The sequence below is a fragment of the Streptomyces flavusporus genome, assembly GCF_046267975.1.
In the GTDB taxonomy this organism is placed as follows: domain Bacteria; phylum Actinomycetota; class Actinomycetes; order Streptomycetales; family Streptomycetaceae; genus Streptomyces; species Streptomyces flavusporus.
Window position 1 is genome coordinate 5,701,233 of the sequence record NZ_CP176503.1, and the last position, 22,872, is coordinate 5,724,104.

Here is a 22,872-nt window from a genome sequence, read left to right on the forward strand (position 1 = left end):
GGAGAGCCACTCGAAGGCTGCCGTGAGCCTCAGCAAGCCCGCGCGGCGCTGTTCATTGGATGGGCTTTCAGCGCCGGACGCGTAGCCGTAGGCGTCGCGGCGAGCAGCACCCTCTTCGAACATGCGGGAGACCCTGACAGAAGCACGCGGCGACAGGGTCGGAACTGCTGGCGGTGTAGTCAGCGGGAGTGAGTTTGGGTGAGTGTGAGTGAGTGCTGGGGCCGGATGTGGGTCCGGTCGACCGTCGGCCTGCCCGGGGTGTCTCCTGCGACCGCTGGGTTCTGTTTCCTGAGGGGAACGGGAGTTCTTGGGTCGAATGGGTGACCTTTGCCGGGGGTGCTCGTTGACTGCGGTGACGGGGTCTTGAGCCGTGGGCGGGGGTGGACGGGTGGGTGGGTTGCGGGAGTTGGCGGCGTCGTTCGTGGTGCCCGGTCCGGCGGGGGTGGCAGTTCGGGACCGGCTGCGGGTGTCTGAGGCTGATGCGGCGGTGCTGGCCGAGGTTGGGATGTTCCTCGGTGCGCTGGCGGCCGGAGATCTCGCGGAACGTTCCCGGCAGGGGTTGTCGCATGATGCGGCGTCGTGGGCGGTGCGTAAGCGGGGGCTGACGGGGAGGTCGTCGGCGCGGTGGGCGGGCAGTGTCACCAAGGCCACGCATGATCAGTGGGCGCTGGCGAGGCGTGGGCAGGTGGCCCATATGGCGTGGTTGCGGGGGCAGATCGCGTCGGTTGAGGCGCGGCTGGCGCGGCCGTTGGGTGCCAAGGCGGATAAGCGGGCGGGGCTGGTGCGCGGGTATGCCTCGCGGGGTGAGTGGCATGCCAAGTCCCGGCGTCTGCAATCCCTGAAGGCGCGGTTGGCGGGGGTGGAGGCGGACTGGGCGGCGGGCCGGGTACACGTGGTGCGCGGTGGCAAGCGCCTCGCGAATGCCCGCCATCACCTGGCAGCGGCCGGGCTGAGTGAGCAGGCGTGGCGACAGCGGTGGCGGGCGGAGCGGATGTTTCTGTCCGCCGACGGGGAGTCAGGCAAGCGCTTCGGCAACGAGACCATCCGCGTCACCGACACCGGACAGCTCTCGATCAGGCTCCCGGCAGCGCTGGCCCATCTGGCGAACGCGCCGCACGGTCGGTATGTGCTGGATGCGACCCTGGCGTTCCGGTACCGGGGTGAGGAGTGGCGGGACCGGGTCACCGCGAACCGGGCGGTGGCTTACCGCATCCACCACGATGTGGCACGCGGCCGCTGGTATGTGACGGCCTCATGGCAGCGTGCCGCCGTTCCGGTGCTGCCGCTTGAGGCGGCGCTGGCGCAGGGGGGTGGTGGGGGCGGACATGAACGACGACCATCTCGCCGCTTGGCGCCTGGATGTGCACGGTAATCCGGTCGGCGAGCCGCATCGCTTCTTCTACGACCTGACCGGCAGCAGCGCGCACCGTGACGCGCAGATCCGGCACGCGCTGACCCGACTGCTGCACCACACCCGCCGTTGCGGGGCGGCCGCGATCGCGATCGAGGAACTCGACTTCCGCGAGGGCACAAGCCGCGAGAAGCACGGCCGCAGCAAGCGTTTCCGCCGGCTGCTCTCCCGCTTCCCCACGGCGAAACTCAAGGCCCGGCTGGTGTCGATGGCCGCCGAGCAGGACATCGTGATCGTCGCGGTCGACCCCGCCTACACCAGCCGGTGGGGTGCCCAGCACTGGCAGAAACCGCTGACCACACCGACTCGCAAGGTTTCCCGGCACGATGCGGCGAGCATCGCGGTCGGGCGACGCGCCCTCGGACATCCGATCAGGCGTCGGACGGCACCGCCCCCGCAGCACCAGAGTGATGGTGCGGGGCATCGGACCGTCCAGGCCCGACCGGACACCCGGCGGCGTGAGGAAACCCGCCCCCACATTCCAGGACCGCGCACCGGATGCGCGCCGCCGGGCCGTGGAGCGAAAGCGGACGACCAGGGTGCCCACCACCGTTCGGGACACCCGGCTGAGCAGGAGTTCTGGCGACAGGACTCACTCCCGCTCAGTCCTTAGGAACGGTGCGGTTCAATCTCAACCCGGTGAACCTACGCGGTCACAGCCAATGGGGAGGGCATAGGCATCCGCAACCTCCCGGGGAGCGACCACACGACAGGTCACGACTCCCACCGAATCACTGCCCCTACTCCTGACCAGCGAAAACGCCGCCCTCAAGTCCGGAAAGACAACAACTTCAGAGCCCCCGATCCGCCAGAGCCCGAACCCAAGCCGCTGCTACATCCGGAAACCCGCCGGCCCCCGCACCGCAGCGGCGGCGAGTTCGCCGACCCGGGCGGCGGGTACGGGCACACCGGGCGCCTGCTGGACCCAGGCCACGAACTCCCTGACGGTGAGGCCGGACGGCGGCTGTCCCACGTACGGGATGGCGTACAAAGGGCTGTTGGGTTCGCTGCGCCAGCTGTCGGCCAGCGTACCGAGGTCCACCGAATCAAACCCGAGGTCGTCCAGCAGGTCGGCCACCTCCTTCTTGGCGTCCGGGACGTCGCCGGAAAGCGGCAGCGCGGTACGGTCGGAGGCTCCGGTCGGGCGGAACAGCTCCATCAGCTGCTTGGGGCCGATGTTGTGCAGGGCCTTCACCACCCGGGCGTCCACGAGGTGGCGCTGCACCATTTCGCTGGAGGTCAGCTCGTCACTGTCGAGTACCGGTATCTCGAAGTTGGCATGGGGCGCGTAGTTCATCGGGTCGATCACGGTCTTGCCGGCAAGCTCGGCCCGAGGCAGTTTCTCGTAGGCGGCCAGTGGCACGGAGGCGAGGACGAGATCACCGGCGCTCGCCGCTTCGGCCGGGGTGGCCGCGCGGGCCCGCTCGCCCAGCTCCGCGACGAGACCGGCCAGGGTCTCTGGGCCGCGTGAGTTGCTCAGGACGACGTTCAGGCCGGCGTCGACGGCGCGGCGGGCGGCTCCGACGCCGACCATGCCGGTGCCGATGACGCCGAGGGTTGTTGGGCTCACTCTGTTCTCCGTTCACATTTCCCCGCGTTGAGGCATCCAGCGGGTAGGACCGCTCCGGCGGGTCGTACCCATCACAGTCGAGGTGTTCTGCCCGAACAATGGCCAGGAACGCTCGGCAGCGATCACATCGTGTGATAGATCAGGCGGATGGAACTGAGAGCGCTGCAGTACTTCGTCACCGTCACCGAGGAGCTGCACTTCGGGCGCGCGGCGCAACGGCTGGGCATCGTGCAGCCGGCGGTGAGCCAGCAGATCGCTCGGCTCGAACGTGAGCTGGGCGTGCGCCTGCTCGACCGCACCTCGCGCCGGGTGCGGCTCACCCCGGCCGGCGAGCGAGTGCTCGCCGCGGCCCGTAAGACCCTCGCAGCAGCGGCCCGGGTGCGGGTGGTCGCCGGCGAACCGGCGGCCGTCCTGCGGATCGGGGTGGCCTCCTGTGCTACCCGACGGCTCGACCGCGCGGTGGGCCGACTGGGCGACGGCGAACGCCCCGTCGAGCCGAGACTGGTCGACCTGCCGGTGGCCGCTCGACTCGACGCCGTCCGCGACGGCGAGCTGGACCTGGCGCTAGTGCGAGGCGCGCTCACCTCCACGGCGGTGACGGTGGCGCGCGCCTGGTCCGAGCCGCTGTACGCGGTGCTCGGGCGTGAACATCCCGCCGCCCGCAAGCCCGCGGTCAGCCTGCACGACCTCGATCCGTACGGCCTGCGGCTTCCCGCCCGCGCCAGTGACCCGCCGATGCACGACGCGGTCCTCGCCGCCCTGCCGGTGGTCCCGCTGCGGCCACCGGCCGGGGACATGCTCAACGTACTGTTTGAGGTGGGCCGGGATCCCGAGGGCTGGACGCTGATGGCTGCCGAGCAGCTCGACGGGACCCGCTCCGAGCGGCTGCTCCAGGTGCCGCTCGACCCGCCGGTGACCGTCGACGGCCACGTCGTCACCTCACTGGCCACTCCGGAGCCGTGCGTGGCGTCGTACGTGGCCGCATTCGCGGACTGAACTTCCGCCTCGGGTACGTATTTTTCTTCCACGCCGCACCGCTCCCGACCGGTGATCGACGGCACTCTCATCCCCCGCCCCGCGTCGCACCGGAAGGGCCGCCTGACCGGAAGCACGCCGGTGAAAATCGCCATCACGGCCTGCGCTTGCAGGTCATCTGGCTCTGGGCCGCGTGGAAGACACGAGCGAGGTCCATGCGAGCGGCCGCCTCATGATCAACGGCCCGTTCATTAAGCGCAGCCCACCACATGCCGGAAAGATCGTCACCATCGCCATCGGAGACACCCACTACCCGATTCTGCACGGAGAAGACGAACTCGCTGTCCGCCCCCGCAAGAACACCGACCCGATCACCAATCTCTACGTCAAAGGCACGGGCACGCAGAAGGACCGTCAAGGATCTCCTGACGACAAACCGTCAAGGAAGTCCTGAAACCTCACACCGACACGCTTGGTAGTTCTCAAGGGCGAGCAGAAGTCAGTCAGCCCCTCCAGCCGTCGGCTTACCCACGCGCCCGCCTACCGTTCCGACGGCGGATCCAACTACGCAGTTCTGAGCGAGCTGGTGAGTCCTCGCGCTTCGTGCGGAGGTCTTGACGGCGTGGAAGCAGGTGGCAGCGCCGGCCAGGGCAGTGGGCACCAGCAGGTAGGGGCCGCAGAAAATGAGCACGGTGCCCACGACAAGACAGCTGGCAGCGGCGCTGATTCGCAGGAGGGTGCGGCCCTGTAGCAGGACCGTCGCGGAGGCGAGTCCGGCCAGGGTGACGGCGGCCAGGCAGGCAGAGGTGGCCCGCAACAGGCTGTCCAGGCCGATGAGCCTGAATGCCGCCGTCACGGTGATCACTGCCGAGGCCAGCGTGACGACCGTAAGGCTGCGCCGTGGGACGGCTGTGGCGCCCGCAGCTCCAGTGATGATGCCGAGCGGCAGGGCGCCCTGGTGGCCCAGCGCCTCACCCAGCCGGGCGGCTCCCGCGAGGTAGGCGTTGACCGCGCCGAAGGTGAGCAGGAGTGCGGCGGTTGCGGCCACCGCGCGGGCAGGTGCACCGAAGCCCTCCTCCAGGAGGAGCGTAAGAGGGGTGGTGGTGGTTCCGGCCCGTGATCCGAGCACCCCGATGGTGACGAGGGCAAGTCCCAGGTACAGGACGCTGACGATGCCCCAGGCCAGCAGGGTTGCGCGGGGAAGGTCACGGCTGGGCACGGCGAACTCCGCCGAGAGGTGGCTGATGGCTTCCCAGCCCGCGAAGGCGAAGAACAGGATGCCCGCCGCAATTCCGACCGAGGTCCAGCCGTGAGGCAGGAAGGGAGTGAAATGGGCGGGCCGGACATGCGTGCCGGTCACCGCGATGGTGACCACCAGCAGGGAGCTCAGAAGTCCGACCATGAGCAGTTGCATCCGGCCCGAAAGGCGCAGGCCGACGAGGTTGCTGCCGTAGGCCGTGGCCAGGACCAGCAGGGCGACCGTGGCCGTGATGGAGCGCCCCCACCCCGCGGCGACTGCCACGTACTCCCCGCCGATGAGGGCCGCGGCAGGTACGCCCAGGGGGACAGCCCAATAGAACCACCAGCCCACCGGCGCGGCGAGTCGTGGCCCGAAGGCTGCGCGAGCGAAGGCCGCTACCCCGCCGTCACCGGGATGCCGGGCACCCAGCACGGCGAACACCCAGGCAATGGGAAGGCTCACCACGAGGAGCCCGAGCCACGCCAGGATCGACCCCGGCCCGGCGACTGCCGCGGCCGTGGACGTCAACGTCAGTGCCCCGGGCCCCAGCACCGCACCGATGCACAGCGCCGTACCTGTCCCGACCCCCAGACCAGAACGCCTCTCCATCACACGCCTCCACTCGTTGTTCGGCTGCTGAGGGTGAACGTAGAGCGATCAGCCGGGGGGCAGGAGAAGCGCCGAAGGCAATTCGGCGGACCTGCAAAACTGGCGCTCATGGACGAACTTGATTCGCTGATCCTGGAACATCTGCAACGCGATGCACGGACCACCAACAGGGAACTGGCTCGCGTTCTGGGTATCGCCCCCTCCACCTGTCTGGAGCGCACCCGCGCGCTGCGCAAGCGCGGAATCATCACCGGTTTTCACGCGGCGGTCGACCTGAGGGCCATCAACCGCCCCGTCCAGGCGCTGCTCTCGATCCAGGTGCGCCCACTCAGCAGAGACGTCATCGAAGGCTTCAAGGCATATGTGAGTGCACTGCCCGAGGTTCTCTCCGTGTTCGTCATCGCGGGCGGCGACGACTTCCTCGTTCACGTAGCCGTACCTGACGTCGACCAGCTGCACACCTTCCTCATGGACCGCTTCAGTCAGCGCCGAGAGATCGTCAACTTCCGCAGCAACGTGATCTACCAGCACGTCAGCACTCAGGTCGTCAGCCCCTTGCACGACACCACCGTGTAGGCGGCCTCTCAGGCAGCTGCCCCAAAGGGACGGTTCCTTGAGGCGACCGAGGAGGCGCAGGCAGCGCGGCGGGGAGGGGAGGGGAGGGGCGGCTGTGGATGGCGCCCCTGGAGAGCAAGACGACGAGGGCGGCTGAGACCGCCGTACAGTCGCACAAAACGCGCGGGCGACGCCGTTCGCTCCTCGGGCTTACCAGCCGTCGCCTGCACTGCACCATCCCCGCGCGCCGGCATGACGCAGCCCATCTGGCACTACGTCACCGGGCCGACTCGGCGGAGCACTCCCAGCGGGTAAGAAGTCGCTCAGGCTCGTCGGCGGAACGTGGTGATGGAAGCCCATCACCGCGGCGACCGGTGCGTGCCGAGCCACGGACCTTCCCGGCCTTCAGGCTGATGTTCGTTTATGGGCTTGGGCTTGTACGTCGGACTTCGCCTACCGGGCGGTGCGTAAGCCGCGTGGGGACGAGGGCCGAGGTCTGCGCCAACACCTCACCCCTGGCTGCCGCTGTCGGCAGCTCCGTCATCACCTCGACGGCCAGCTCCTCAAGCACCGTCCCGTGCATGACGTTCCCCCCCCGCCACTCGACTGGCGACAGGCACCGTAGACCGCCAGGCAGGAAACGCGTGTTCCTGTGGATAACCTGCCCTTCCGGAATCGAGAGGGGGCGCACCATGCGCGATGAAGGGACGGTCAACGATCAGGAGCTGCACGACGGGCTCCCCCGGTGGGAGTCCATCGCTTACTGAGCTTGTTGGCGTGATGTCGTGGGCTGACAAGCAATCGTCGTCGCGGTAGGCCGGTCGTATGAGGTATCCGCAAAGAGGCGGGCTGACCACTGAGCGACGGCTGTTCCGTGAGGACATCCGCAAGCAAGCGGCCGAGCTGTTCACCCGGGGAGACGACAACGCCGCTGTCGCCCGGCGGTTGCGTGTCAGCGTGCGCTCGGTCCAGCGCTGGCGCCGGGCCTGGGAGCACGGCGGAACATCGGCCCTGGAGTCCAAGGGGCCGGCGTCCAGGCCCAAGCTGAGCGAAGAATTGCTCGAGGTGCTCGAGCGGCAACTCCCGCACCTTCCGAATCCGCCTGGCGTTCTCCCGCGCTGGGCGGTGAACTGAGCGCGGCGCACACCGTCGGGTCCCCTTTGTCTTCGATGTGACCGACCAGCCCGCTCTGCTCGGTCCCGACGCCCTGCTCGGTGCCGGGGCGCCGCCGGCCGAACTCGCCGCCCGCACACACGCGGCATGGATCGCCTTCGCCACGACCGGAGCCCCGGGCTGGGCTCCGCACGAGCGCGGGAACAGACAACTCATGCGCATCGCGGAGGAGTGGGGGACCGACCCGGAGCGGCGACCCGAACCGAGTCCGTCCGCGGGCTGACGGTCATGACCGGCCCGTTGGAACCTTGCACCGTGCCGACAGCCCGCTCCACGCGGCCCGAGTGGCCCGTGGCCTCCGCTTCGAGCGTCAAGGATCTCGGGTGCGCTTCCAGCACGGCGGCCACCTCACCGGAGCTCGACCGCGACCCCTCACCAAGGAACAGGTCGGCCGCCTGCGCGCGGCCTGCGACGGCGACGCCGTCCGCGTCACCGTCGCCCTCATGGCCGGCATGGGCATGCGACCGCTGCCTTCAAGGCCGATCACCGGCGCAGCCCTGCCCTGGATGTGGGCCCTGATTCACCTGGCGCGTACGTTGCTGTGCTGCGTGCTCGGCCCACGAGCCGGTCACGTCCAGGACGCCCCTGCGTCCAGGAGGCGGCCCGCCGCTCGTCCGAGGAGGGTGTGACAGTCCGGCTGTCACCCAAGTCATGGAGTTCCGGGGTGAGCCTCGTTGCGGGTGCAGTCGGCCTGTGGTGCGTAGGCACCAGGACATGTGCGTGGCTGGTCCGGGTGCACCAGGGAAAGACGGCGGCGGGGAACGATGCCCCGCGGGGCGCCGCAAGGAAGTGTTGAGGCGCGCGAATCCCGCGCGCTTCCCCTGCCTGGCGGTGTCTGGAGTGATCAACAGGTGGCGACATTTCGTGACCGCATCGGATGTTGGGTCTTCCGGCGGTGCCGCTACGACGCGGCGGGTCGACTCAGTCGGCGGACTGGCCGAGCGGTTCATCCCGCCAACGGACCAGCGCGATCGGTAGCCCCCGTTCGCGTGTGCGCCACGGAAGCGCAGCGCACACATCCAGCAGGTTCCCGTACTTGCTCGCAACCAACAATGAAAGGACGTCCATGTTAGCTGGAGTTTCCCCAACCCGTATCGGGAGGCCGGCGATCGGTGCCCTCGGCTTCTTGGCACTCGCCCTCGGCACCCTGCAGTCAGTGGTGGAGCCTGCGCTCCCGCTGCTGCGAGGTGAGCTGGGGGTGAGTAATGGCGATGCGGCATTGATCGGCAACGTATTGCTCATCACCGGCGCGGTCATCACGCCTGTCGCAGGCAAACTTGGCGACCGCTACGGGGGAAAGCGAGTGCTGGTCTCGCTGATGGCCGTAGTGTCGGCCGGTGGTCTGCTGGCCAGCCTGGCGCCGAACTTGCCGCTGTTGTTACTCGGTCAGGCGTTGCAGGGCGCCATGGTGGGTGCGCTGCCCCTCTCATTCATCCTCGCGCGCAAACACCTCTCGACAGGAGCGTCACAGGCGGCGATCGGGGTGGTCGTTGCGCTGTTCACCGGCGGCAGCATGGTGGGAATGTTGTTCGCCGGGCCGGTAGCGGAAGGAATGTCCTGGCATTGGATGTTCGCGCTACCAACGATCGTGATCATAGGGATGACGTCGGCCGTGATGTGGCTCATGCCGCATGATCCGCCGATCGAGTCGGACAACAGGATTGACTGGCCTGGCGTTTCCCTGCTGAGCGCCACATTGCTCGCGTTCATGCTCGGGTTGAAGGCGGTGACGGAGGGCGGCGGCGTGTCGCCGCCTGCGGTAGGTGCCATCGTGGTGGGCGTGGCCGCACTCGCTACCGCATGGGTCTCCGTCGAGCGCAGGGCAGCCTCGCCGATGGTCGATCTGCGCATGCTGGCAAAGCCCGCAGTGCGAAATGCGTTCGGGCTCACCTTCGTCATAACCGCCAGTTTCGGGATGGTGGGCTATCTTTTCCCGCAGATGTTCGGGGCACCGGCCGACGGGTACGGCTTCGGAGCCAACACCACCGACATAGGAATGCTCCTGCTGCCCGGCGCTATCGCCGGGTGCGTAAGCGATTCGATCGGCGGGATCGCGGCGCGGCGTTTCGGTACGCGCGCCGTAGTCACCGTCGGAGCCGCCGTCACGGTGGCCACGATGATGGCCCTCACGGTGCTGCACACCGCGGAATGGCAGCTCGCCCTCGCCAAGGTGCTGATCGCGTTCGCCGCGGGCATCGGTACGACGGCGTTGCTTGCCAGTACCGCCACCGGCGTGGAGACCAAGGACATCGGCATCGCTACCAGCCTGCTCACGGTGACCCGGGTGATCGGCACCGTTCTGGGTGCCCAGATCGCCGGCGCGATCCTCGATGCCGGGGCCGATCCGGCGACGGGTCTGTCGACCGAATCGGCCTTCGCCACAGCTTTCGCCATCGCCGGCCTCGTCGCCGCGTTGTCATTGCTCGTTGTCCGCAACATGACGAAAAAGGGAGCCCAGGCATGACGCCTACCGGTCTGTCGATGGACGTGAGTACTACCGCGAAGCGCACGGTTCTGGTTTCCGGGGCCAGCATTGCCGGACCTGCGCTGGCCTACTGGCTGAGCCGGTCCGGGTTCGCCGTCACCGTGGTGGAGAAGGCAAGCACACTGCGCGACGGCGGATATCCGATCGACATCCGCGGTACTGCGACAGAGGTGGTCCGGCGGATGGGAATACTGCCGCAACTGCACGACACGCACATCCACTCGCATCGCTGCACCTTCCTCAACCCCGATGGCAGTGAACTGGCTGTACTCAGCCCGGACGCCGTTGTCGGCAGTGTCAAGGGGCAGGACTTGGAGGTGCGCCGGGGGGACCTGGGAGCGATCCTCTACGCGCTGGTTCGCGGCGACGTGGAATTCTTGTTCAACGACTCCATCGACACCCTCGACCAGTCCGTACACAAGGCCGAGGTCACTTTCCACAGTGGTCAACAGCGCACGTTCGACCTGGTGATCGGCGCCGACGGTTTGCACTCACACACCCGGGGCGCACTCTTCGGCCCCGAAGCACAGTTCCACCGCTACCTCGGCTACTGCTTCGCCATATTCACCATGCCGAACACCTTCGGGCTCTCCCGCGAGCTCATGATGTGGAACGCTCCGGGGCAAGCCGCGGCCCTCTACGCCGTCGGGGCCGACAACGAGCTGCACGCCTTCCTGAACTTTCACCAACCGGAACCGCCGGTCGATGCCCTCCGGGACCCCGACGCCCAACGGGACCTGGTCGCCACGGCCTTCGCAGGCGCGGGATGGGAGGTCCCTGGCATGGTCGCCGCCATGCGCGACGCGGATGACCTGTTCTTCGACACGGCCGGTCAGATCCACCTGCCCCGCTGGTCCAGCGGCCGCGTCGCGCTCGTCGGAGATGCCGCCTACGCACCCTCGTTCCTCACCGGACAGGGCTCAAGCCTTGCGCTGGTCGGTGCCTACATGCTCGCCCACGCCCTGGCCACGAACCCGGACCACACTGCGGCCTTCGCCGCCTACGAGCGCGACGTTCGCGAGTTCGTCGCCATGAATCAGGCACTGGTCGCCAACGGTGCCGCCACGCTCTTCCCCACCACGATGCGGGCCCTGGAGCAACGCAACACCATCCTGCGTGGCCTCACCACCATGCCCTCCGCGACCGCGCGACCGGCCCACTCAGCCCTCACGCTGCCCGAATTCGCTTCGATGCCATGACCCGATACTTCAGCATTCACTTTCATGCCTGGTCAGATGTGCCCTCCGAAGTGTAGGTGGCTGATGGCGCATCACGGGGCGGTCCAGTGAGCTATTGACAGCGACAAGCGGTGACGCGCTGTGAGGTTGCAACTGGGCGCGGCAGTTGGCCACTCTGGCGCCTTCCAGGCGTTCGGTGGCAGCGGTCACGAAGTTGGGCAGGTTGGGGCGTCGGTCTCGCCCTGAAGCGATCAGTTACGGCAGTGGGCGGACGTTCTTCTCACGTCACGGCGAGGGTGGCTCGCAGTTCGTCGGTCACCGTGTACAGGCAGCTGCCGAAACTCGCTTGCCCTTTGCCATCGATCCAGTGCCGGAAGGCGTTCTGGAAGACCACGGTGGCGAGCTGCGCGACCAGTTCGGCTGTCTCGGCCTTCACCTGACGTTGCTTCAGAGCGTCGCGGATCGCCTCGGTGATCGCGACCGCCTTGGTCCGTTCGCGCTCCTGCAGCTCCGGACTGGCGTCGATCACCGCCCGGCGCTCCGTCGCGCCGTCCACTTGCTCGACGAGTTGGGCACCGACTTGCGCAAGCGCGTCGAGGACGGCAGCGAGCGGGGCCGCGTCCGGGTCTGCCGCCAGGACCGCCTTCGTGAGTGCCGGGGGCAGGCGTTCCGAGCCGGCGAACAGGACCTCGCGCTTGTCCGGGAAGTAGCGGAAGTAGGAGCGCCGGGTGAGTCCGGCCCGCTCGGCGATATGGGTCACCGTCACGTTGTCGTAGCCGCGCTCCAAGTACAGCTCCAGGGCCGCCCGCTTCAGGCGCTCCTCGGCACCCGGATCCCACCTCGCCATAGGTCGACGGTAACAGGTGATGTCCCACTGTGTCATCAGTGCTAGCCTGCGCCCACGACACACTGTGTCATCACTGGGGGACTCGTCCCCGGTGGGGCCCGGAGCAGGCAGGGGTGAGGTTCACATGACGCAGACCAGCGAGACCGACGGAACGGCCGGCAAGAGCAGGGCGAACGACGAGGTGTGGATAGTCGGGGCCACCGGCCGTGTCGGCCGAGGCGTGACCGCGCGGCTGGTCGCGCGGGGACTGACGGTCGTGCCGGTCGGCCGCAGCCGGGAGCGGATGGTCGCCGCCGGGACCGAAGCCGGTCTGCCTGGGGACGCGAAGGTGGTCATCGCCGACTCGGCCGAGCGGGTCGCGGACGAGATCGTCCGGGAGCGCCCGCGGGTGGTGGTGAACACGATGGGCGCCTTCGCCGCGACAGCACCAGTGATCGCCCGTGCCTGCATGCCGGGCGGCCACTACGTCGACCAGGCCAACGACGTGGTCGCCGTGGACCGGCTGCTCGCCCTGCACGACGAAGCGGTGCGGGCGGGCAGCACCCTGGTCACCGGCGCCGGATTCGGCGTGCTGGCGACGGAGGCGGTGGTAGCGAAGCTGTGCGAAGGACGTCCCACGCCGCACCGGGTTCGGGTCGACGCGGTGGGTTCGGTGGCCGTCGAGGCGGGTGTGCTCGGTGCCGCCCTTGCGGCCAGCATCGTGGACGCGCTCACCGCCGGCGGGCGGCAGTACGAGAACGGGCGGCTGGTGACGTCGCGCCTCGGCGCGGACCCGCAGCAGCTCATGTTCCCTGACGGTGAGTCGGCGACGTCGGCAGGTGTCGCGTCCGGCGAGCTCCTCGCGGCGCATGTGGTGAGCGGAGCACCATTCGTCACCGCGACTTCGGCTCTCGTGCCGACCGCTCCGCTGATACGTGTCCTGCTCCCGCTGCTCGGCCGCCTGTTGTCCGTTCCGACGCTGCGACGCCTCGCCGTCGACCGGCTGGGCCGGGCCCCGGTGAAGGCCGCACCCCGTCCGCGCGAGCACTCCTGGGGGCACGCCGTCGTCGAGTGGGCGGACGGCACCCTGCACGAGGGATGGCTCCGCGCCGGCGACGGCATGGACTTCACGGCTGACGTCACCGCCACCGTCACCGAACTGCTGGCCCGCGGCGTCGGCACGCCCGGGGCTTGGACGCCGGCAGCCGCCCTCGGGGCCGACCTTGCGACGACCGCAGGCGGCACCTTCGTACTGGACTGTTAGCTTGACTCTGTCGGGGATCTTGGAGTTGCCGAGGTCAGGTGCCCAGGGTGCGCCAGGATTTTGGCCGGGGGATTTCGCGCTGGTCGAGGTAGTTCTGGAAGGCGGTCGGTCGGCGGGGAGGGGGTGCTTCCTCGGTCGGTGGGAGACCGCTGAGACGCTCGATGTTGATGGCGATGGCGGTCAGGACGTGCTGGACGTGGGCTTTGCTCTGTCCTCGGTAGCGGCAGCGGCGCATGCCGTGGCCGTGGGCGAACTCGTTGACCGTTCCCTCCACTCCGGAGCGGACCGCGTAGCGGGTCTTCCAGTCGGGAGTCTGTTGCTCGGCACGGACACGGAGTTGCAGGTCGCGGAGTTCGTGGGGGAAAGCCGACAGTTCGGGTGCTTTCGCGGGAGGTGGTGCACTGGGCGCGGGCCGGGCAGGGGTGGCACTGGCTCTTGGTGAACCTGGCCACGATTAGCGGGGCCGCGGTGGGTGAGGAGGTCGGGTAGGGGCCGTGCCACCCCTGGCTGACCTGGCCCTGAGGGCAGGTGACCTGTCGGCGGTCGTAGTCGATGTGGAAGTCGTCGCGGGCGAAGCCCTCGCCGCGGCGGTGTTGCCGGGTGGGGTTGCTGCGGAGTGGCCCGGAGACGGTGACCTGGTGGTCACGTGCGGCTTGTTCCAGGTGGGGCAGGGAGGTGTAGCCGCTGTCGACCAGGTGCTCGGCGGGCAGCAGGCCGCGGTGGTGCAGGCGGGTGTGGACGCCGGGCAGGACCTTGCTGTCATGGGTGGTGGACGCGGTGGTGGCCACGTCCGTGATCACGTTGGGGCCGTCCGGAGCACACGTCTCCGTCAGATGGGCGGAGAACCCCTTCCAGCTGATGATGTGCCCGTGGCGGGCATAGCGGGCCGAGGTGATGCCCCTATGGATGTCAATCGGCTGATGCTGGTGTCACCGCGGTCCGCCTGGGCGGGTGATCGTCTGGTAGATCTCTCGTGCGACGTAGCGTTTCAGGCAGCGGATGGCTTCTCGGCGTGTCTTGCCCTCGCTGGTGCGCCGCTCCACGTAGTCGCGGCTGCGGGTGTCCCAGCGCAGGCGGGCCAGGACGATGGTGTAGAGCGCGGAGTTGGCCTGGCGGTCACCGCCGCGGTTGAGCCTGCGGCGTTGGGTCTTGCCTGACGATGCCTCCACCGGGCTGACGCCACAGAGTGCGGCGAAGGACGCCTCGCTGCCCATCCGGCCCGGGTTGTCTCCGGCCGCTATCAGCAACGCGGCAGCGGTGTCCGGGCCGACGCCGTAGCGGTCCAGAAGCCTCGGTGCGCAGGCACCGATGGCGGTGGTGATCCGGGCGGTGAGGTCGTGGATCTCCTCGGTGAGGTGCCGGATCCGTCGGGCCAGCAGCCGGAGAGTGTGGCGGGCCGCCGCTGCCGGGCCGGTCCCGTCCGCGGCTTCCAGCTCGGAGCATCTGCGGATGAGCTTGGGGTTGCTCAGGCCGGTCAGCGACTCGCGCAGGGCAGGGTCTGCGGAGACCAGGATGGCCTTGAGCTGGTTGATTGCCTGTGAGCGCGACTTGATGGCGGAGCCCTTGGCCATCTTGAACATCCGGATTGTCTCCACTGGACCGTCGCTGGTCTTGGCGGTGGCGGTGGCTCGGCCGGACAGCACCGCGTGGGCGGCAGCGGCCGCGTCGATCGCGTCGGTCTTGCCACGTCGGCGCCGGGTGGCCTTGTCCGGCTGGTTGACCTCGATGACCGTGATGCCCTCGCGGTGCAGGTAGCGCGTCAGCGCCGCGCCGTAGGAGCCGGTGCACTCGACGCCGGCCCGCTGGAGCCGCCCGAAGGAGCGTGCCCAGGACAGGAGCTGCCGGTAGCCCTCCTGGGTGGTCGGGAAGCTGCGGGTGTCCAGCATGGCCCCTGTAAGGGTGGTCACCGCGGCTACGTGGCTGTCCTTGTGGGTGTCCACTCCGAGTACGACGTCCTCGGGCGTTTCGGCCGTGTGGTGACGGGGGCGGGTGGGTTGGGTCATGCTGGGCACGGTCGCCTGTCTCCTGAGCGCTTGGGGAACACCGGTGGCCGACGCCGGGCTGGTGTGGCGGTCAGGACTGTGACGGTGCCTGTCGCGAAGGCCCCTATCGGGACACGCCCACCGGTCCGGCGGCAGCACGCACCGCCTCGAACGGTGGTCGGCAGATCACAACCAGGGCACCAGGGCCAGTCGTAGGGCGGGCCAGACCACCGCCCGAGGCGGCACCCGACCATCCTCACAGTCGTAGGGGGAGACGATCGCCCGGGACGAGGGCGGCAGCCCGGGTCCGTCCTCGGACTCGGCGGTGCGCCAGCGCAGGCGTCCCGCGGCGTCGCGGTGATAGTTCTGCACCATGATCTGGCGCAGGGCTTGGACACGAGGGCCCGACGCGCGCTCTCCCCCGTGCCGGTAGAGGTGCTCCAGGAGCCGGACGGCGTCGTCGCCGGTGGCGAGAATCCTGGTCTTGGGCTTGGTGGGGTTCTTGCCCAGGCGGACCGGACGGCCGTAGCGGCGCCCCCAGTCCTCGTCGACCAGCCCGTCCAACAGGTGCGGAGCGGTGCCGACGACTTCCTCCAGCGCGGCGCGGACCGCCTCGGTGACCATCTCCAGCCGGGTCAGGTCGCGCACCGCTGCCAGGACATGAGTGGAGTCGGTGCGCTGTGTGGTGCGCTCCCGCACCAGGCCAGCCTCCTTCACGCGGGCCAGCGCGAGGTCGAGGAGGCGGTCGGCGCGGTCGCCCTCGGTGAGACGATCGCGGAAGTCGGCCAGCACGCTGTGGTGGAAGCCGGGATCATCCAGTTCCATGGCCATCGCGTACTTGAAGTCGATGCGGCAGCGCACCGCCTCGGCGCCCTGCCGGTCCGACAGGCCGAGCACGAACTGCAGCACACAGACGGTGGCCAGTTGGGCGGGCGAGAGGCCCGGACGTCCGTCGCGCGGATACCAGTCCGCGAAGTCCTCGTCACGCCACAGCCCGTCCAGGCGGTCTCTCACCCACATCGCCGCCGTACCGTCCGGGTTGCTCGCCCGCGCGATCTGCGCGGTCAAAAGCGGGACTTGCTCACCGGAACGAGGACGGAGCGACAACGAACACCTCGACAACTGCATGGGCTCTCGGAACACCCCGAGCATGCCCGCCGATCACGCTGGCGCACCGGGCAACTCCAAGATCCCCGACAGAGTCAAGGGCTTGCCAGGAAACAATGCTGGTCGAGCCCGACGAGCGGGGCGATCCGATGTCGCCGCTGCGGTGGACGACGAAGTCGACCCGGAAGCTGGCAGCGGAGCTGACCCGCCAGGGCCACCGGGTCTCCGCCGACACGGTCGCCGGCCTGCTGCGGGAGGAAGGCTTTAGTCTGCAGGCCAACGTCAAGACCATCGAAGGCGCTCAGCACCCCGACAGGGACGCCCAGTTCCGCTACCTCAACGAGCAGGCACGAGACTACAGGGACGCCGGTGACCCGGTGATCAGCGTGGACAGCAAGAAGAATGAGCTGATCGGCGACTAGAAGAACGCCGGGCACGAATGGCGGCCCGCAGGGCAGCCCGTGGGTCAAGACGCACGACTTCCCCGGCCAGGCCGAGACGGCCAATGCGCCTGATGCCGATGCTCGTGGTGCCCAGGCACGAGAAGCCATCTTGCAGCTCTGGCACGCCCGCTCCGACTGGCCCAGCGGATGGCCACCACCCCAGGCGGCCGAGATGGCCAGGCTCCTGGACGGGCTGCCCTCCCTCGGTGCCATGGGTATACGGCTGATCCGTCGCGCGGCTTTGAGTTCGACTCCGCGTACGGTTCGATTCAGGACGATCTTAATTGCGTGCAGAGGCATAGAGACTCCAGGTCAATAGAGCGTGATGGGACCGTCGGGAAGCCAACCTTCCACGTATCCGGAGACCAGAAGGGCCACGCCTTCAGGTGAGACATCTCGGTGGCGAGTTCTGAGCTCGCTGATTTCCCACCGGGTGTGCGACGGAGACATCGCCTGAAACGAGTCCGACTCTTCCCCGTCGATCCGCACGATGAAAACGCGGGAAACGGTTCGCTGGTCGTGTTCCCAGCAGTCGGACTCCTGCGTTTCGCGAACGCCGTAGAGGGACCCGAAGTGAGGGTTTGTGATGTGAAATCGCTCGGCGAGGTACTGAGTGGCCCCGTCCTTGAAATCGGCGCCGGCGCCGAGCAGCGTCTGCGGGACCGTCCAGCCGCCGCAGCATCCGCCGCACAGCATCAGGCGGTCCTGGTCGTCCAGGAGGAGCAGGAGGGCGCGGCGGTCGTCGACCGACGGGGGGTGGGACGTTGCCATGCGGTCAGGCTGCCGTCTCGCTACTCAAGTAGCAAAATGAGTGCCATCTCTTGGGTGACAGGTTCACTCGTGCAGTGTCAGATGCGTGCCGCCGCCCATGGCCTGCACGCCCCCGACAGCGTGCACGCGTCGCACTGAATTCGTGTGCTCCGCTGCACCCTCTGCGCGCTCATGAGCTGCGAAAACACTGCAAAGGCGTTTGGGGTTCGGGGCTGCCGCGTTTGGGGGCGTCGCGCACCACCAGGCCTGACCTGCGGCGACGGAATTTCCCACACATCCCACGAAGGCAGGGATCTCGGTGAGATCCGGCGACTAGCCTAGCGGATAAGGGATCGGCGGTGGCAAGGTTCTCGTTTCCGCAGGTCAAGAGTCACTCGAGGGGGTCAGCGGCGGGACCGCCGAGGATGGTCGGCCCGTGTCAGGGAGCTGTGAACAGCAGGACGGCGTTCTGGCCGCCGAAGCCGAAGGAGCAGGTGATGCCCGTGTCCGCTCCGGTCGGGCGTGGGCGGCCGGTCACGATGTCGAGTTTGTGGTCGCCGTCCTGGCCCTCGAAGTTCGCCACCGGCGGGACGCTGCCGTGGCGCAGGGCGAGGACCGTGTACGCGGCCTGGATCGCGCCGGCCGCGCCGAGGGCGTGGCCGATCACGCCCTTGGACGCGGTGACCGGGGGGACCTTTCCGCCGAAGACCCGGGTGAGGGCCGCCGCTTCCGCCGCGTCGTTGAGCGGGGTGGACGTGCCGTGTGCGTTGACGTGACCGATGTCGCGGGGGCGGCAGCCCGCGTCGGCCAAGGCCGCGGCGAGGGCCCGGACCGCGCCGTCGCCGTCGGGGTGCGGGGCGACGGGGTGGTGGGCGTCGGCGGTGGCGCCGTATCCGCGCAGCAGCGCCAGGACGGGTGCCCGGCGGGCCCGCGCGGTGGACAGCCGCTCCAGGACGAGTACGGCGGCGCCCTCGCCGAGGACGAAACCGTCCCGTGCCGCGTCGAACGGCCTGCTGGCGAGGGCCGGGTCCGTCCGGCGCCGGGACAGCGCCCGCATCCGGGTGAAGCAGGTGGCGGTCATCCGGGAGCGTGCGGACTCGCTGCCGCCGGCCAGCACGATGTCGCACGTCCCCGACCGCAGCAGGTCCCGGGCGACGCCGATCGCGGTCGCGCCCGAGGCGCAGGCGCTGGAGGTGGTGAAGCTGGGGCCGCGCGCCCCGAGGTCGATCGCGACCTCGCCCGCGGCCATGCTCGGCACACTGCGCGGCAGCGCGAGCGGCGACACCCGCTCCGGTCTGTCCGCGGCCAGATGGCAGAACTCGGTGACGTAGGTGCTCAGGCTGTTGGATCCGACGCCCAGGACGACCCCGACCCGGTCTCCGTGCCACGTACGGTGATCGAGGCCCGCGTCGGCGACGGCCCGGCGCGCGGCGACCAGGGCGAACTGGATGAAGCGGTCCAGGCGCCGCGCGGGTGACCGGCCGAGCTCCGACCCGGCGTCGAAGCCCCGCACCCGGCAGGAGAAGTCGACGGGCAGCCCGGCGAGTTCGGGGTCGGGGGCGGCCGACGAGCGGCCCCGGCACAGGGCAGCCCAGTTCTCCTCCGCGCTGTGGCCCGCCGGGGTCACCAGGCCCAGCCCGGTGACCGCGACCTCAGGCCGCATCCCGGAACGCCCGGGCCGCGTCACCGAGGGTCGAGCCGGGGGAGAGGTCGAGGGCGTCCTCGGGCAGGACGATCCCGTACTCCTCTTCCGCCGCCACCACGAGCTCCATCAGCGACAGCGAGTCCATGCCGAGGCTCTCGAACGTCGTCGTCGTGTACAGCTCGCCGGGATCGGCCGCCACGTCCAGATGGCCGGTCAGCAGGGCGATGAGCCGCTCGGGAAGCACGGGCTGTGCCGCCCGCCGCGTCCGTTCCGCCTGCTGCGTTGACTGGGTCATGCCGAGGTCTCCTGTTCCATGGCCACGAACCTCACCTCACGCTGTCTCGCTGTACCTGTGCGCACGGTGTGAACGCCTGCACGGCAGCCAGGAAACGCTTCGCCACCCGTTCGAGCGAGAGAGACCGGCGCCGACGGTCAGGTCACGGGTACGTGGGTGAAGCGGGCGGACACATGGAGGTCGGACTCGATGTGAGCGGCCGTCGTGCGCAGGGCGGGGACGATGTGCTCGACGCATTCCTGGAGGGTGTGGCGGGAGCTGTGCATCGCCGTGTTGAGGGCGGCGACCGCCCGGCCCGTACGGTCGCGGACGGGCACCGCGATCGAGCGCAGCCCTTCCTCCAACTCCTCGTCGACCAGGGCGTATCCCTGCGCTCCGACCTCCTCCAGGGCGCGGGCCAGGGCCTGCGGGTCCGTGAGCGTGCGGGGCGTCAGCGGGCGCAGCGGGCCGGTGCCGAGGTGGCGTTCGGCGGGCGGGAGGTCCGCGAGCAGGACACGGCCCATCGACGTCGCGTAGGCCGGCAGGCGTGTGCCGACCGTGATGTTCACGCTCATCACGCGGCCTGTGGCCACCCGTGCCGTGTACTGGATCTCGTCGCCCGCCGCCGTCAGGACCGCCAGCGACGTCGACTCGTGGATGCGCTCCGCGAGGGCGGCCAGATGCGGTGCCGCGATCTGCGGGAGGGACGTACGGGACAGGGGCGGGTAGCCGAGGGAGAGGACCTGCGGGGTGAGGCGGAAGGCGCCTGCGCGTGACTGGGTGACCATGCCCAGGTGCTCGTAGGTGATCAGCGCCCGGCGGGCGGTCGCCCGGGCCAGGCCGGTCGCCTTTGCCACCTGCGTCAGCGTCAGCTCCGCGCGGCCCTCGCCGAAGGCCGTCAGCACGGTCAGGCCCCGGGCCAGCGACTCGACGAACTCCCGGCCCAGCTCCTGCTTCGACGCACCCGTCCAGGTCGCGAGCCCCGAAGGGGCCGGCGCGGGCTCCGGCGGGGGCGCCGTGCGCAGGTCCTCCTCCATCGCCGCCACCGCCTCCCGCAGCCGCGGCAGCAGTGTGTCGCGCAGGCCGGCCGCCGTGTGCCGACTGGTGTGGCTGACGATGTTCGCCGCACAGGCGATCCTGCCGGTACGGGGATCCCGTACGGGCACGGACACCGCCACGAGCCCCGGCTCGATCAACTGGTCGTCCAGTGCCCAGCCGTCCTGCCGGGCCTGCGCCACCCGCCGCGCGAACTCCTCGGCCGGAGGGGGGTTCTCCCTCGGCGGTACGGCCGGGAAGCCGTGGTTCTCCGGGTCCGCCGCCCGGCGGGTGCGCCAGCGCTGCCAGTCCTCGGAGGTCCACTCCATCGCGAACAGCGGGCCCGGCGCGGTGCGTTCGGCGGGCAGCAGGTCGCCGATGCGGAAGCTCAGCGACATCGCGCGGCGGCGGGTCGCCTGGTGGATGAAGCGGATGCCGTCGCCGTCGCGAACCGCCAGCGACACCGACTCGTCCAGTGCGTCGGCCAGGGCGTCGGCGCGCGCGTCGAGCAGCGCGGGCAGGCGCAGGGCGGCCAGACAGGCGTTGCCGAGTTCCATCAGCCGGGGGGTGAGGACCGCGTCCCGGCCGTCGAGGCGGACGTATCCCATCCGGGCGAGCGTGGCCGTGATCCGGTCGACCGTGGAACGCGCGAGGCCGGTGGCCCGTTCCAGGGCGCTCAGGCTCAGGGTTCCGCCCGCCTCGGTCAGCTGCCGCAGGACGGCGATCCCGCGGATCAACGGCGTGACCGCCTCGGCCGGTACGGCGGGGGTAGCGGCCTCGTCGAGCGTGGGATGGGCGGGCATCTGTTCTCCGGTACGGCGATCGCGGCAGGCCTACGGTAACGGCGGATCCGCCCGACGGCGTTCCCGGTGGGCCGTCGCACCGGCTACCGCCGGGTCACCCGCACCGTGTGGTTGCCGTCCAGGTCCGCGCCCGCCACCGCGATCCGTATGCCCCGCCGGGGGTCCTCGAAGGTCTCGCCGGGGGTGAAGGGGGCGTCGGAGAGTTCGGCGTGGACGTTCGGGCTGCGGGTGCAGCCGCCGCTGTCGCGCTGGGAGTCGAACACCTTCACCGGGCCGAGACCGGTGTCCACTTCCGCGTCCACCTTGTAGATCAGCACGCCCGCCCGGCACACCGCCTCGTCGTTGCCGTCGCGGGTGCGCAGTTCGACGGCGTAGCCCGTGCGCTTGTCGAGGGGTATGAAGACGAGCTTCGGGCCGCCCTTGCGGGCCAGCGGGGTCAGCGTGTGCTCGGTCGTGCCGTGGGCGGCGGCGCAGCTCACCTGGGTCGCGTCCAGCCAGCTGAGCTTCCACTTGTGCCAGCCGAGGAGGTCGTTGTTGGCGCCCCAGTCCTCGCTCATGATGTCCCAGTGGCCGACCGCGCCCCCGCCCTCCTGGGTGTAGAGGTCGGGCAGCCCGAAGACATGGCCGTTCTCGTGCGGCAGGACGCGGAAGCCGGTCTTGTCGTAGGAGCCGGAGCCGTCGTCCTGGCGGGAGTAGACGAAGGACGCGTTCGCGAGGGGTATGCCGTCCGCCGTGGGTGCGTCGCCGTTGCCCGCGAAGGTGACGGACAGGACGGTGTCGAGCGCCGACGGGCCCGCGTTCGGCGTCACCAGCACGTTCAGCAGGTCGTACGCGCGGAAGTCGATCTTGGCGTCGGTCTCCGCCACGATGTCCTGGACCAGCCGGCGGTAGCCGGGTTCGAAGGGCGCGCCGCGCTCTATGCCGTACGCCTTGAACGACTTCGGCATGCGCAGCCAGCCGCGGACCGGGGTCTCGGGCCGGTAGTCGAGGCGGCCGTAGGAGCTGGTGCGGAACCACTCCCGGGTCTGCGGGAAGAACTCGTGGAAGCGGTCCATCGCCTTGCCCTGACCGGGGGTGTCCGAGAAGTCGATCATCAGGGTGAGGGCGCGGACTGTGCCGGTGGAACGGGAGTAGCCGTCGGATGTCGGTATGCCCTCCGACATCTGGACGTCCAGATCGCTGCGGATCATGCACGGGGTGAGGGCAGAGGGATGGGCCGGGTGGGTGAGCGGACGCGCCCCCGCCGACACCGAGCCCGCCGTGAGCCGGCCCGTGCCGGCCGATGTGCTGAGTGCGAAGGTCAGCGCGGTCACCGCTGCGAGGGCGGCCGCACGCCGCCTGCGTATCCGATGGCTGGACGACTGCGGCTGCATGCTTGGACCTTTCGCTCCAGGCAGCCACCGGTCTCCGGCTGCACCCTCTCGCTCACCCTGTGCCGGGTGGGGCGCGGACGCGCGCTGGAGGAGACCGATCGTGGGAATTTCCGGTGCGTAAGGGCCGGTCAGCGGGCCCTTACGGCCATATGACCGACCTTGTGACGCGGGTCA

19 protein-coding genes and 3 pseudogenes are annotated in these 22,872 nt (G+C 69.5%); 11 read left to right on the top strand and 11 right to left on the bottom strand.

Annotation, left to right across the window (positions count from 1 at the left end):
* Positions 1–388: 388 nt before the first annotated feature.
* Positions 389–2,024, top strand: a pseudogene (locus ACKTSN_RS27080) (IS200/IS605 family accessory protein TnpB-related protein).
* 219 nt (positions 2,025–2,243) lie between these two features.
* On the opposite strand, the gene ACKTSN_RS27085 reads toward ACKTSN_RS27080, so the two are convergent.
* Positions 2,244–2,981: an NADPH-dependent F420 reductase gene (locus ACKTSN_RS27085; RefSeq protein ID WP_409471487.1), complete on the bottom strand. Its 738-nt coding sequence runs from the start codon at positions 2,979–2,981 to the stop codon at positions 2,244–2,246.
* 147 nt (positions 2,982–3,128) lie between these two features.
* Between ACKTSN_RS27085 and ACKTSN_RS27090 the strand changes: the two genes are divergently transcribed.
* Together ACKTSN_RS27090 and ACKTSN_RS27095 are read left to right on the top strand one after the other, a co-directional pair.
* A complete protein-coding gene (locus ACKTSN_RS27090) occupies positions 3,129–3,977 on the top strand; it encodes a LysR family transcriptional regulator (RefSeq protein ID WP_409471488.1) in 849 nt (282 codons plus the stop codon).
* 172 nt (positions 3,978–4,149) lie between these two features.
* Entirely contained in the window at positions 4,150–4,410 is a 261-nt protein-coding gene (locus ACKTSN_RS27095; protein WP_409471489.1) for a hypothetical protein, read from the top strand.
* A 45-nt stretch (positions 4,411–4,455) separates the two neighbouring features.
* Here the strand turns inward: ACKTSN_RS27095 and ACKTSN_RS27100 are convergent, their stop codons facing one another.
* Entirely contained in the window at positions 4,456–5,805 is a 1,350-nt protein-coding gene (locus tag ACKTSN_RS27100) for an APC family permease (protein WP_409471490.1), read from the bottom strand.
* Positions 5,806–5,913: 108 nt separating this feature from the next.
* On the opposite strand from ACKTSN_RS27100, the gene ACKTSN_RS27105 reads away from it, so the two are divergent.
* The 6 genes and pseudogenes from ACKTSN_RS27105 to ACKTSN_RS27130 all read left to right on the top strand — a co-directional run bounded on the left by ACKTSN_RS27105 (position 5,914) and on the right by ACKTSN_RS27130 (position 11,217).
* The gene (locus tag ACKTSN_RS27105; protein ID WP_409474925.1) at positions 5,914–6,381 is read left to right on the top strand and encodes an Lrp/AsnC family transcriptional regulator; all 468 of its coding nucleotides are present in this window, start codon (positions 5,914–5,916) and stop codon (positions 6,379–6,381) included.
* Positions 6,382–7,185: 804 nt separating this feature from the next.
* Positions 7,186–7,467 (top strand): annotated as a pseudogene (locus ACKTSN_RS27110) (helix-turn-helix domain-containing protein); the annotation flags it as partial.
* A gap of 64 nt (positions 7,468–7,531) precedes the next feature.
* Positions 7,532–7,756 (top strand): hypothetical protein, encoded by a 225-nt coding sequence (locus tag ACKTSN_RS27115; protein ID WP_409471492.1) that lies wholly within the window; start codon positions 7,532–7,534, stop codon positions 7,754–7,756.
* A 100-nt stretch (positions 7,757–7,856) separates the two neighbouring features.
* Positions 7,857–8,162: a hypothetical protein gene (locus ACKTSN_RS27120; protein WP_409471493.1), complete on the top strand. Its 306-nt coding sequence runs from the start codon at positions 7,857–7,859 to the stop codon at positions 8,160–8,162.
* 437 nt (positions 8,163–8,599) lie between these two features.
* The gene (locus ACKTSN_RS27125; protein WP_409474926.1) at positions 8,600–9,997 is read left to right on the top strand and encodes an MFS transporter; all 1,398 of its coding nucleotides are present in this window, start codon (positions 8,600–8,602) and stop codon (positions 9,995–9,997) included.
* Positions 9,994–11,217, top strand: coding sequence for an FAD-dependent monooxygenase (locus ACKTSN_RS27130; protein WP_409471494.1), 1,224 nt, complete (start codon positions 9,994–9,996; stop codon positions 11,215–11,217). The genes ACKTSN_RS27125 and ACKTSN_RS27130 overlap by 4 nt, the downstream gene beginning before the upstream one ends.
* A gap of 259 nt (positions 11,218–11,476) precedes the next feature.
* Here ACKTSN_RS27130 and ACKTSN_RS27135 read toward each other — a convergent pair whose 3' ends face one another.
* Entirely contained in the window at positions 11,477–12,043 is a 567-nt protein-coding gene (locus tag ACKTSN_RS27135) for a TetR/AcrR family transcriptional regulator (protein WP_409471495.1), read from the bottom strand.
* 124 nt (positions 12,044–12,167) lie between these two features.
* Here ACKTSN_RS27135 and ACKTSN_RS27140 point away from each other — a divergent pair, with 124 nt between their 5' ends.
* A complete protein-coding gene (locus ACKTSN_RS27140) occupies positions 12,168–13,286 on the top strand; it encodes a saccharopine dehydrogenase NADP-binding domain-containing protein (RefSeq protein WP_409471496.1) in 1,119 nt (372 codons plus the stop codon).
* 34 nt (positions 13,287–13,320) lie between these two features.
* Here the strand turns inward: ACKTSN_RS27140 and ACKTSN_RS27145 are convergent, their stop codons facing one another.
* The 3 genes from ACKTSN_RS27145 to ACKTSN_RS27155 form a co-directional block, all read right to left on the bottom strand.
* On the bottom strand, positions 13,321–13,659 hold the full coding sequence (locus tag ACKTSN_RS27145) for a transposase (RefSeq protein ID WP_409474927.1): 339 nt from the start codon (positions 13,657–13,659) through the stop codon (positions 13,321–13,323).
* 556 nt (positions 13,660–14,215) lie between these two features.
* Positions 14,216–15,289 (bottom strand): IS110 family transposase, encoded by a 1,074-nt coding sequence (locus ACKTSN_RS27150; protein WP_409469504.1) that lies wholly within the window; start codon positions 15,287–15,289, stop codon positions 14,216–14,218.
* A 165-nt stretch (positions 15,290–15,454) separates the two neighbouring features.
* Positions 15,455–16,336 carry a transposase gene (locus ACKTSN_RS27155; protein WP_409471497.1) on the bottom strand — a complete coding sequence of 294 codons (882 nt, stop codon included), beginning with the start codon at positions 16,334–16,336 and terminating at the stop codon, positions 15,455–15,457.
* A 158-nt stretch (positions 16,337–16,494) separates the two neighbouring features.
* Between ACKTSN_RS27155 and ACKTSN_RS27160 the strand changes: the two are divergent.
* A pseudogene (locus tag ACKTSN_RS27160) lies at positions 16,495–16,861 on the top strand (ISAzo13-like element transposase-related protein); the annotation flags it as partial.
* Between the two features lie 269 nt (positions 16,862–17,130).
* Here the strand turns inward: ACKTSN_RS27160 and ACKTSN_RS27165 are convergent.
* From ACKTSN_RS27165 to ACKTSN_RS27185, 5 genes are all read right to left on the bottom strand, one after another.
* Positions 17,131–17,589, bottom strand: coding sequence for a hypothetical protein (locus ACKTSN_RS27165; protein WP_409471498.1), 459 nt, complete (start codon positions 17,587–17,589; stop codon positions 17,131–17,133).
* A gap of 418 nt (positions 17,590–18,007) precedes the next feature.
* Complete coding sequence (locus ACKTSN_RS27170; RefSeq protein WP_409471499.1) at positions 18,008–19,231, bottom strand: beta-ketoacyl-[acyl-carrier-protein] synthase family protein; 1,224 nt, start codon at positions 19,229–19,231, stop codon at positions 18,008–18,010.
* Positions 19,221–19,508 carry a phosphopantetheine-binding protein gene (locus tag ACKTSN_RS27175; RefSeq protein WP_409471500.1) on the bottom strand — a complete coding sequence of 96 codons (288 nt, stop codon included), beginning with the start codon at positions 19,506–19,508 and terminating at the stop codon, positions 19,221–19,223. The genes ACKTSN_RS27170 and ACKTSN_RS27175 overlap by 11 nt, the downstream gene beginning before the upstream one ends.
* 137 nt (positions 19,509–19,645) lie before the next feature.
* Complete coding sequence (locus ACKTSN_RS27180; RefSeq protein WP_409471501.1) at positions 19,646–21,325, bottom strand: IclR family transcriptional regulator domain-containing protein; 1,680 nt, start codon at positions 21,323–21,325, stop codon at positions 19,646–19,648.
* 83 nt (positions 21,326–21,408) lie between these two features.
* A complete protein-coding gene (locus tag ACKTSN_RS27185; RefSeq protein ID WP_409471502.1) occupies positions 21,409–22,698 on the bottom strand; it encodes a M6 family metalloprotease domain-containing protein in 1,290 nt (429 codons plus the stop codon).
* Positions 22,699–22,872: the final 174 nt, after the last annotated feature.

Coding starts and splice junctions, on each gene's coding strand:
- ACKTSN_RS27130 (WP_409471494.1), top strand. CDS start 9,994: ATGACGCCTACCGGTCTGTCGATGGACGTGAGTACTACCGCGAAGCGC.
- ACKTSN_RS27175 (WP_409471500.1), bottom strand. CDS start 19,508: ATGACCCAGTCAACGCAGCAGGCGGAACGGACGCGGCGGGCGGCACAG.
- ACKTSN_RS27170 (WP_409471499.1), bottom strand. CDS start 19,231: ATGCGGCCTGAGGTCGCGGTCACCGGGCTGGGCCTGGTGACCCCGGCG.
- ACKTSN_RS27180 (WP_409471501.1), bottom strand. CDS start 21,325: ATGCCCGCCCATCCCACGCTCGACGAGGCCGCTACCCCCGCCGTACCG.
- ACKTSN_RS27165 (WP_409471498.1), bottom strand. CDS start 17,589: ATGGCAACGTCCCACCCCCCGTCGGTCGACGACCGCCGCGCCCTCCTG.
- ACKTSN_RS27105 (WP_409474925.1), top strand. CDS start 5,914: ATGGACGAACTTGATTCGCTGATCCTGGAACATCTGCAACGCGATGCA.
- ACKTSN_RS27100 (WP_409471490.1), bottom strand. CDS start 5,805: ATGGAGAGGCGTTCTGGTCTGGGGGTCGGGACAGGTACGGCGCTGTGC.
- ACKTSN_RS27135 (WP_409471495.1), bottom strand. CDS start 12,043: ATGGCGAGGTGGGATCCGGGTGCCGAGGAGCGCCTGAAGCGGGCGGCC.
- ACKTSN_RS27140 (WP_409471496.1), top strand. CDS start 12,168: ATGACGCAGACCAGCGAGACCGACGGAACGGCCGGCAAGAGCAGGGCG.
- ACKTSN_RS27150 (WP_409469504.1), bottom strand. CDS start 15,289: ATGACCCAACCCACCCGCCCCCGTCACCACACGGCCGAAACGCCCGAG.
- ACKTSN_RS27185 (WP_409471502.1), bottom strand. CDS start 22,698: ATGCAGCCGCAGTCGTCCAGCCATCGGATACGCAGGCGGCGTGCGGCC.
- ACKTSN_RS27090 (WP_409471488.1), top strand. CDS start 3,129: ATGGAACTGAGAGCGCTGCAGTACTTCGTCACCGTCACCGAGGAGCTG.
- ACKTSN_RS27125 (WP_409474926.1), top strand. CDS start 8,600: ATGTTAGCTGGAGTTTCCCCAACCCGTATCGGGAGGCCGGCGATCGGT.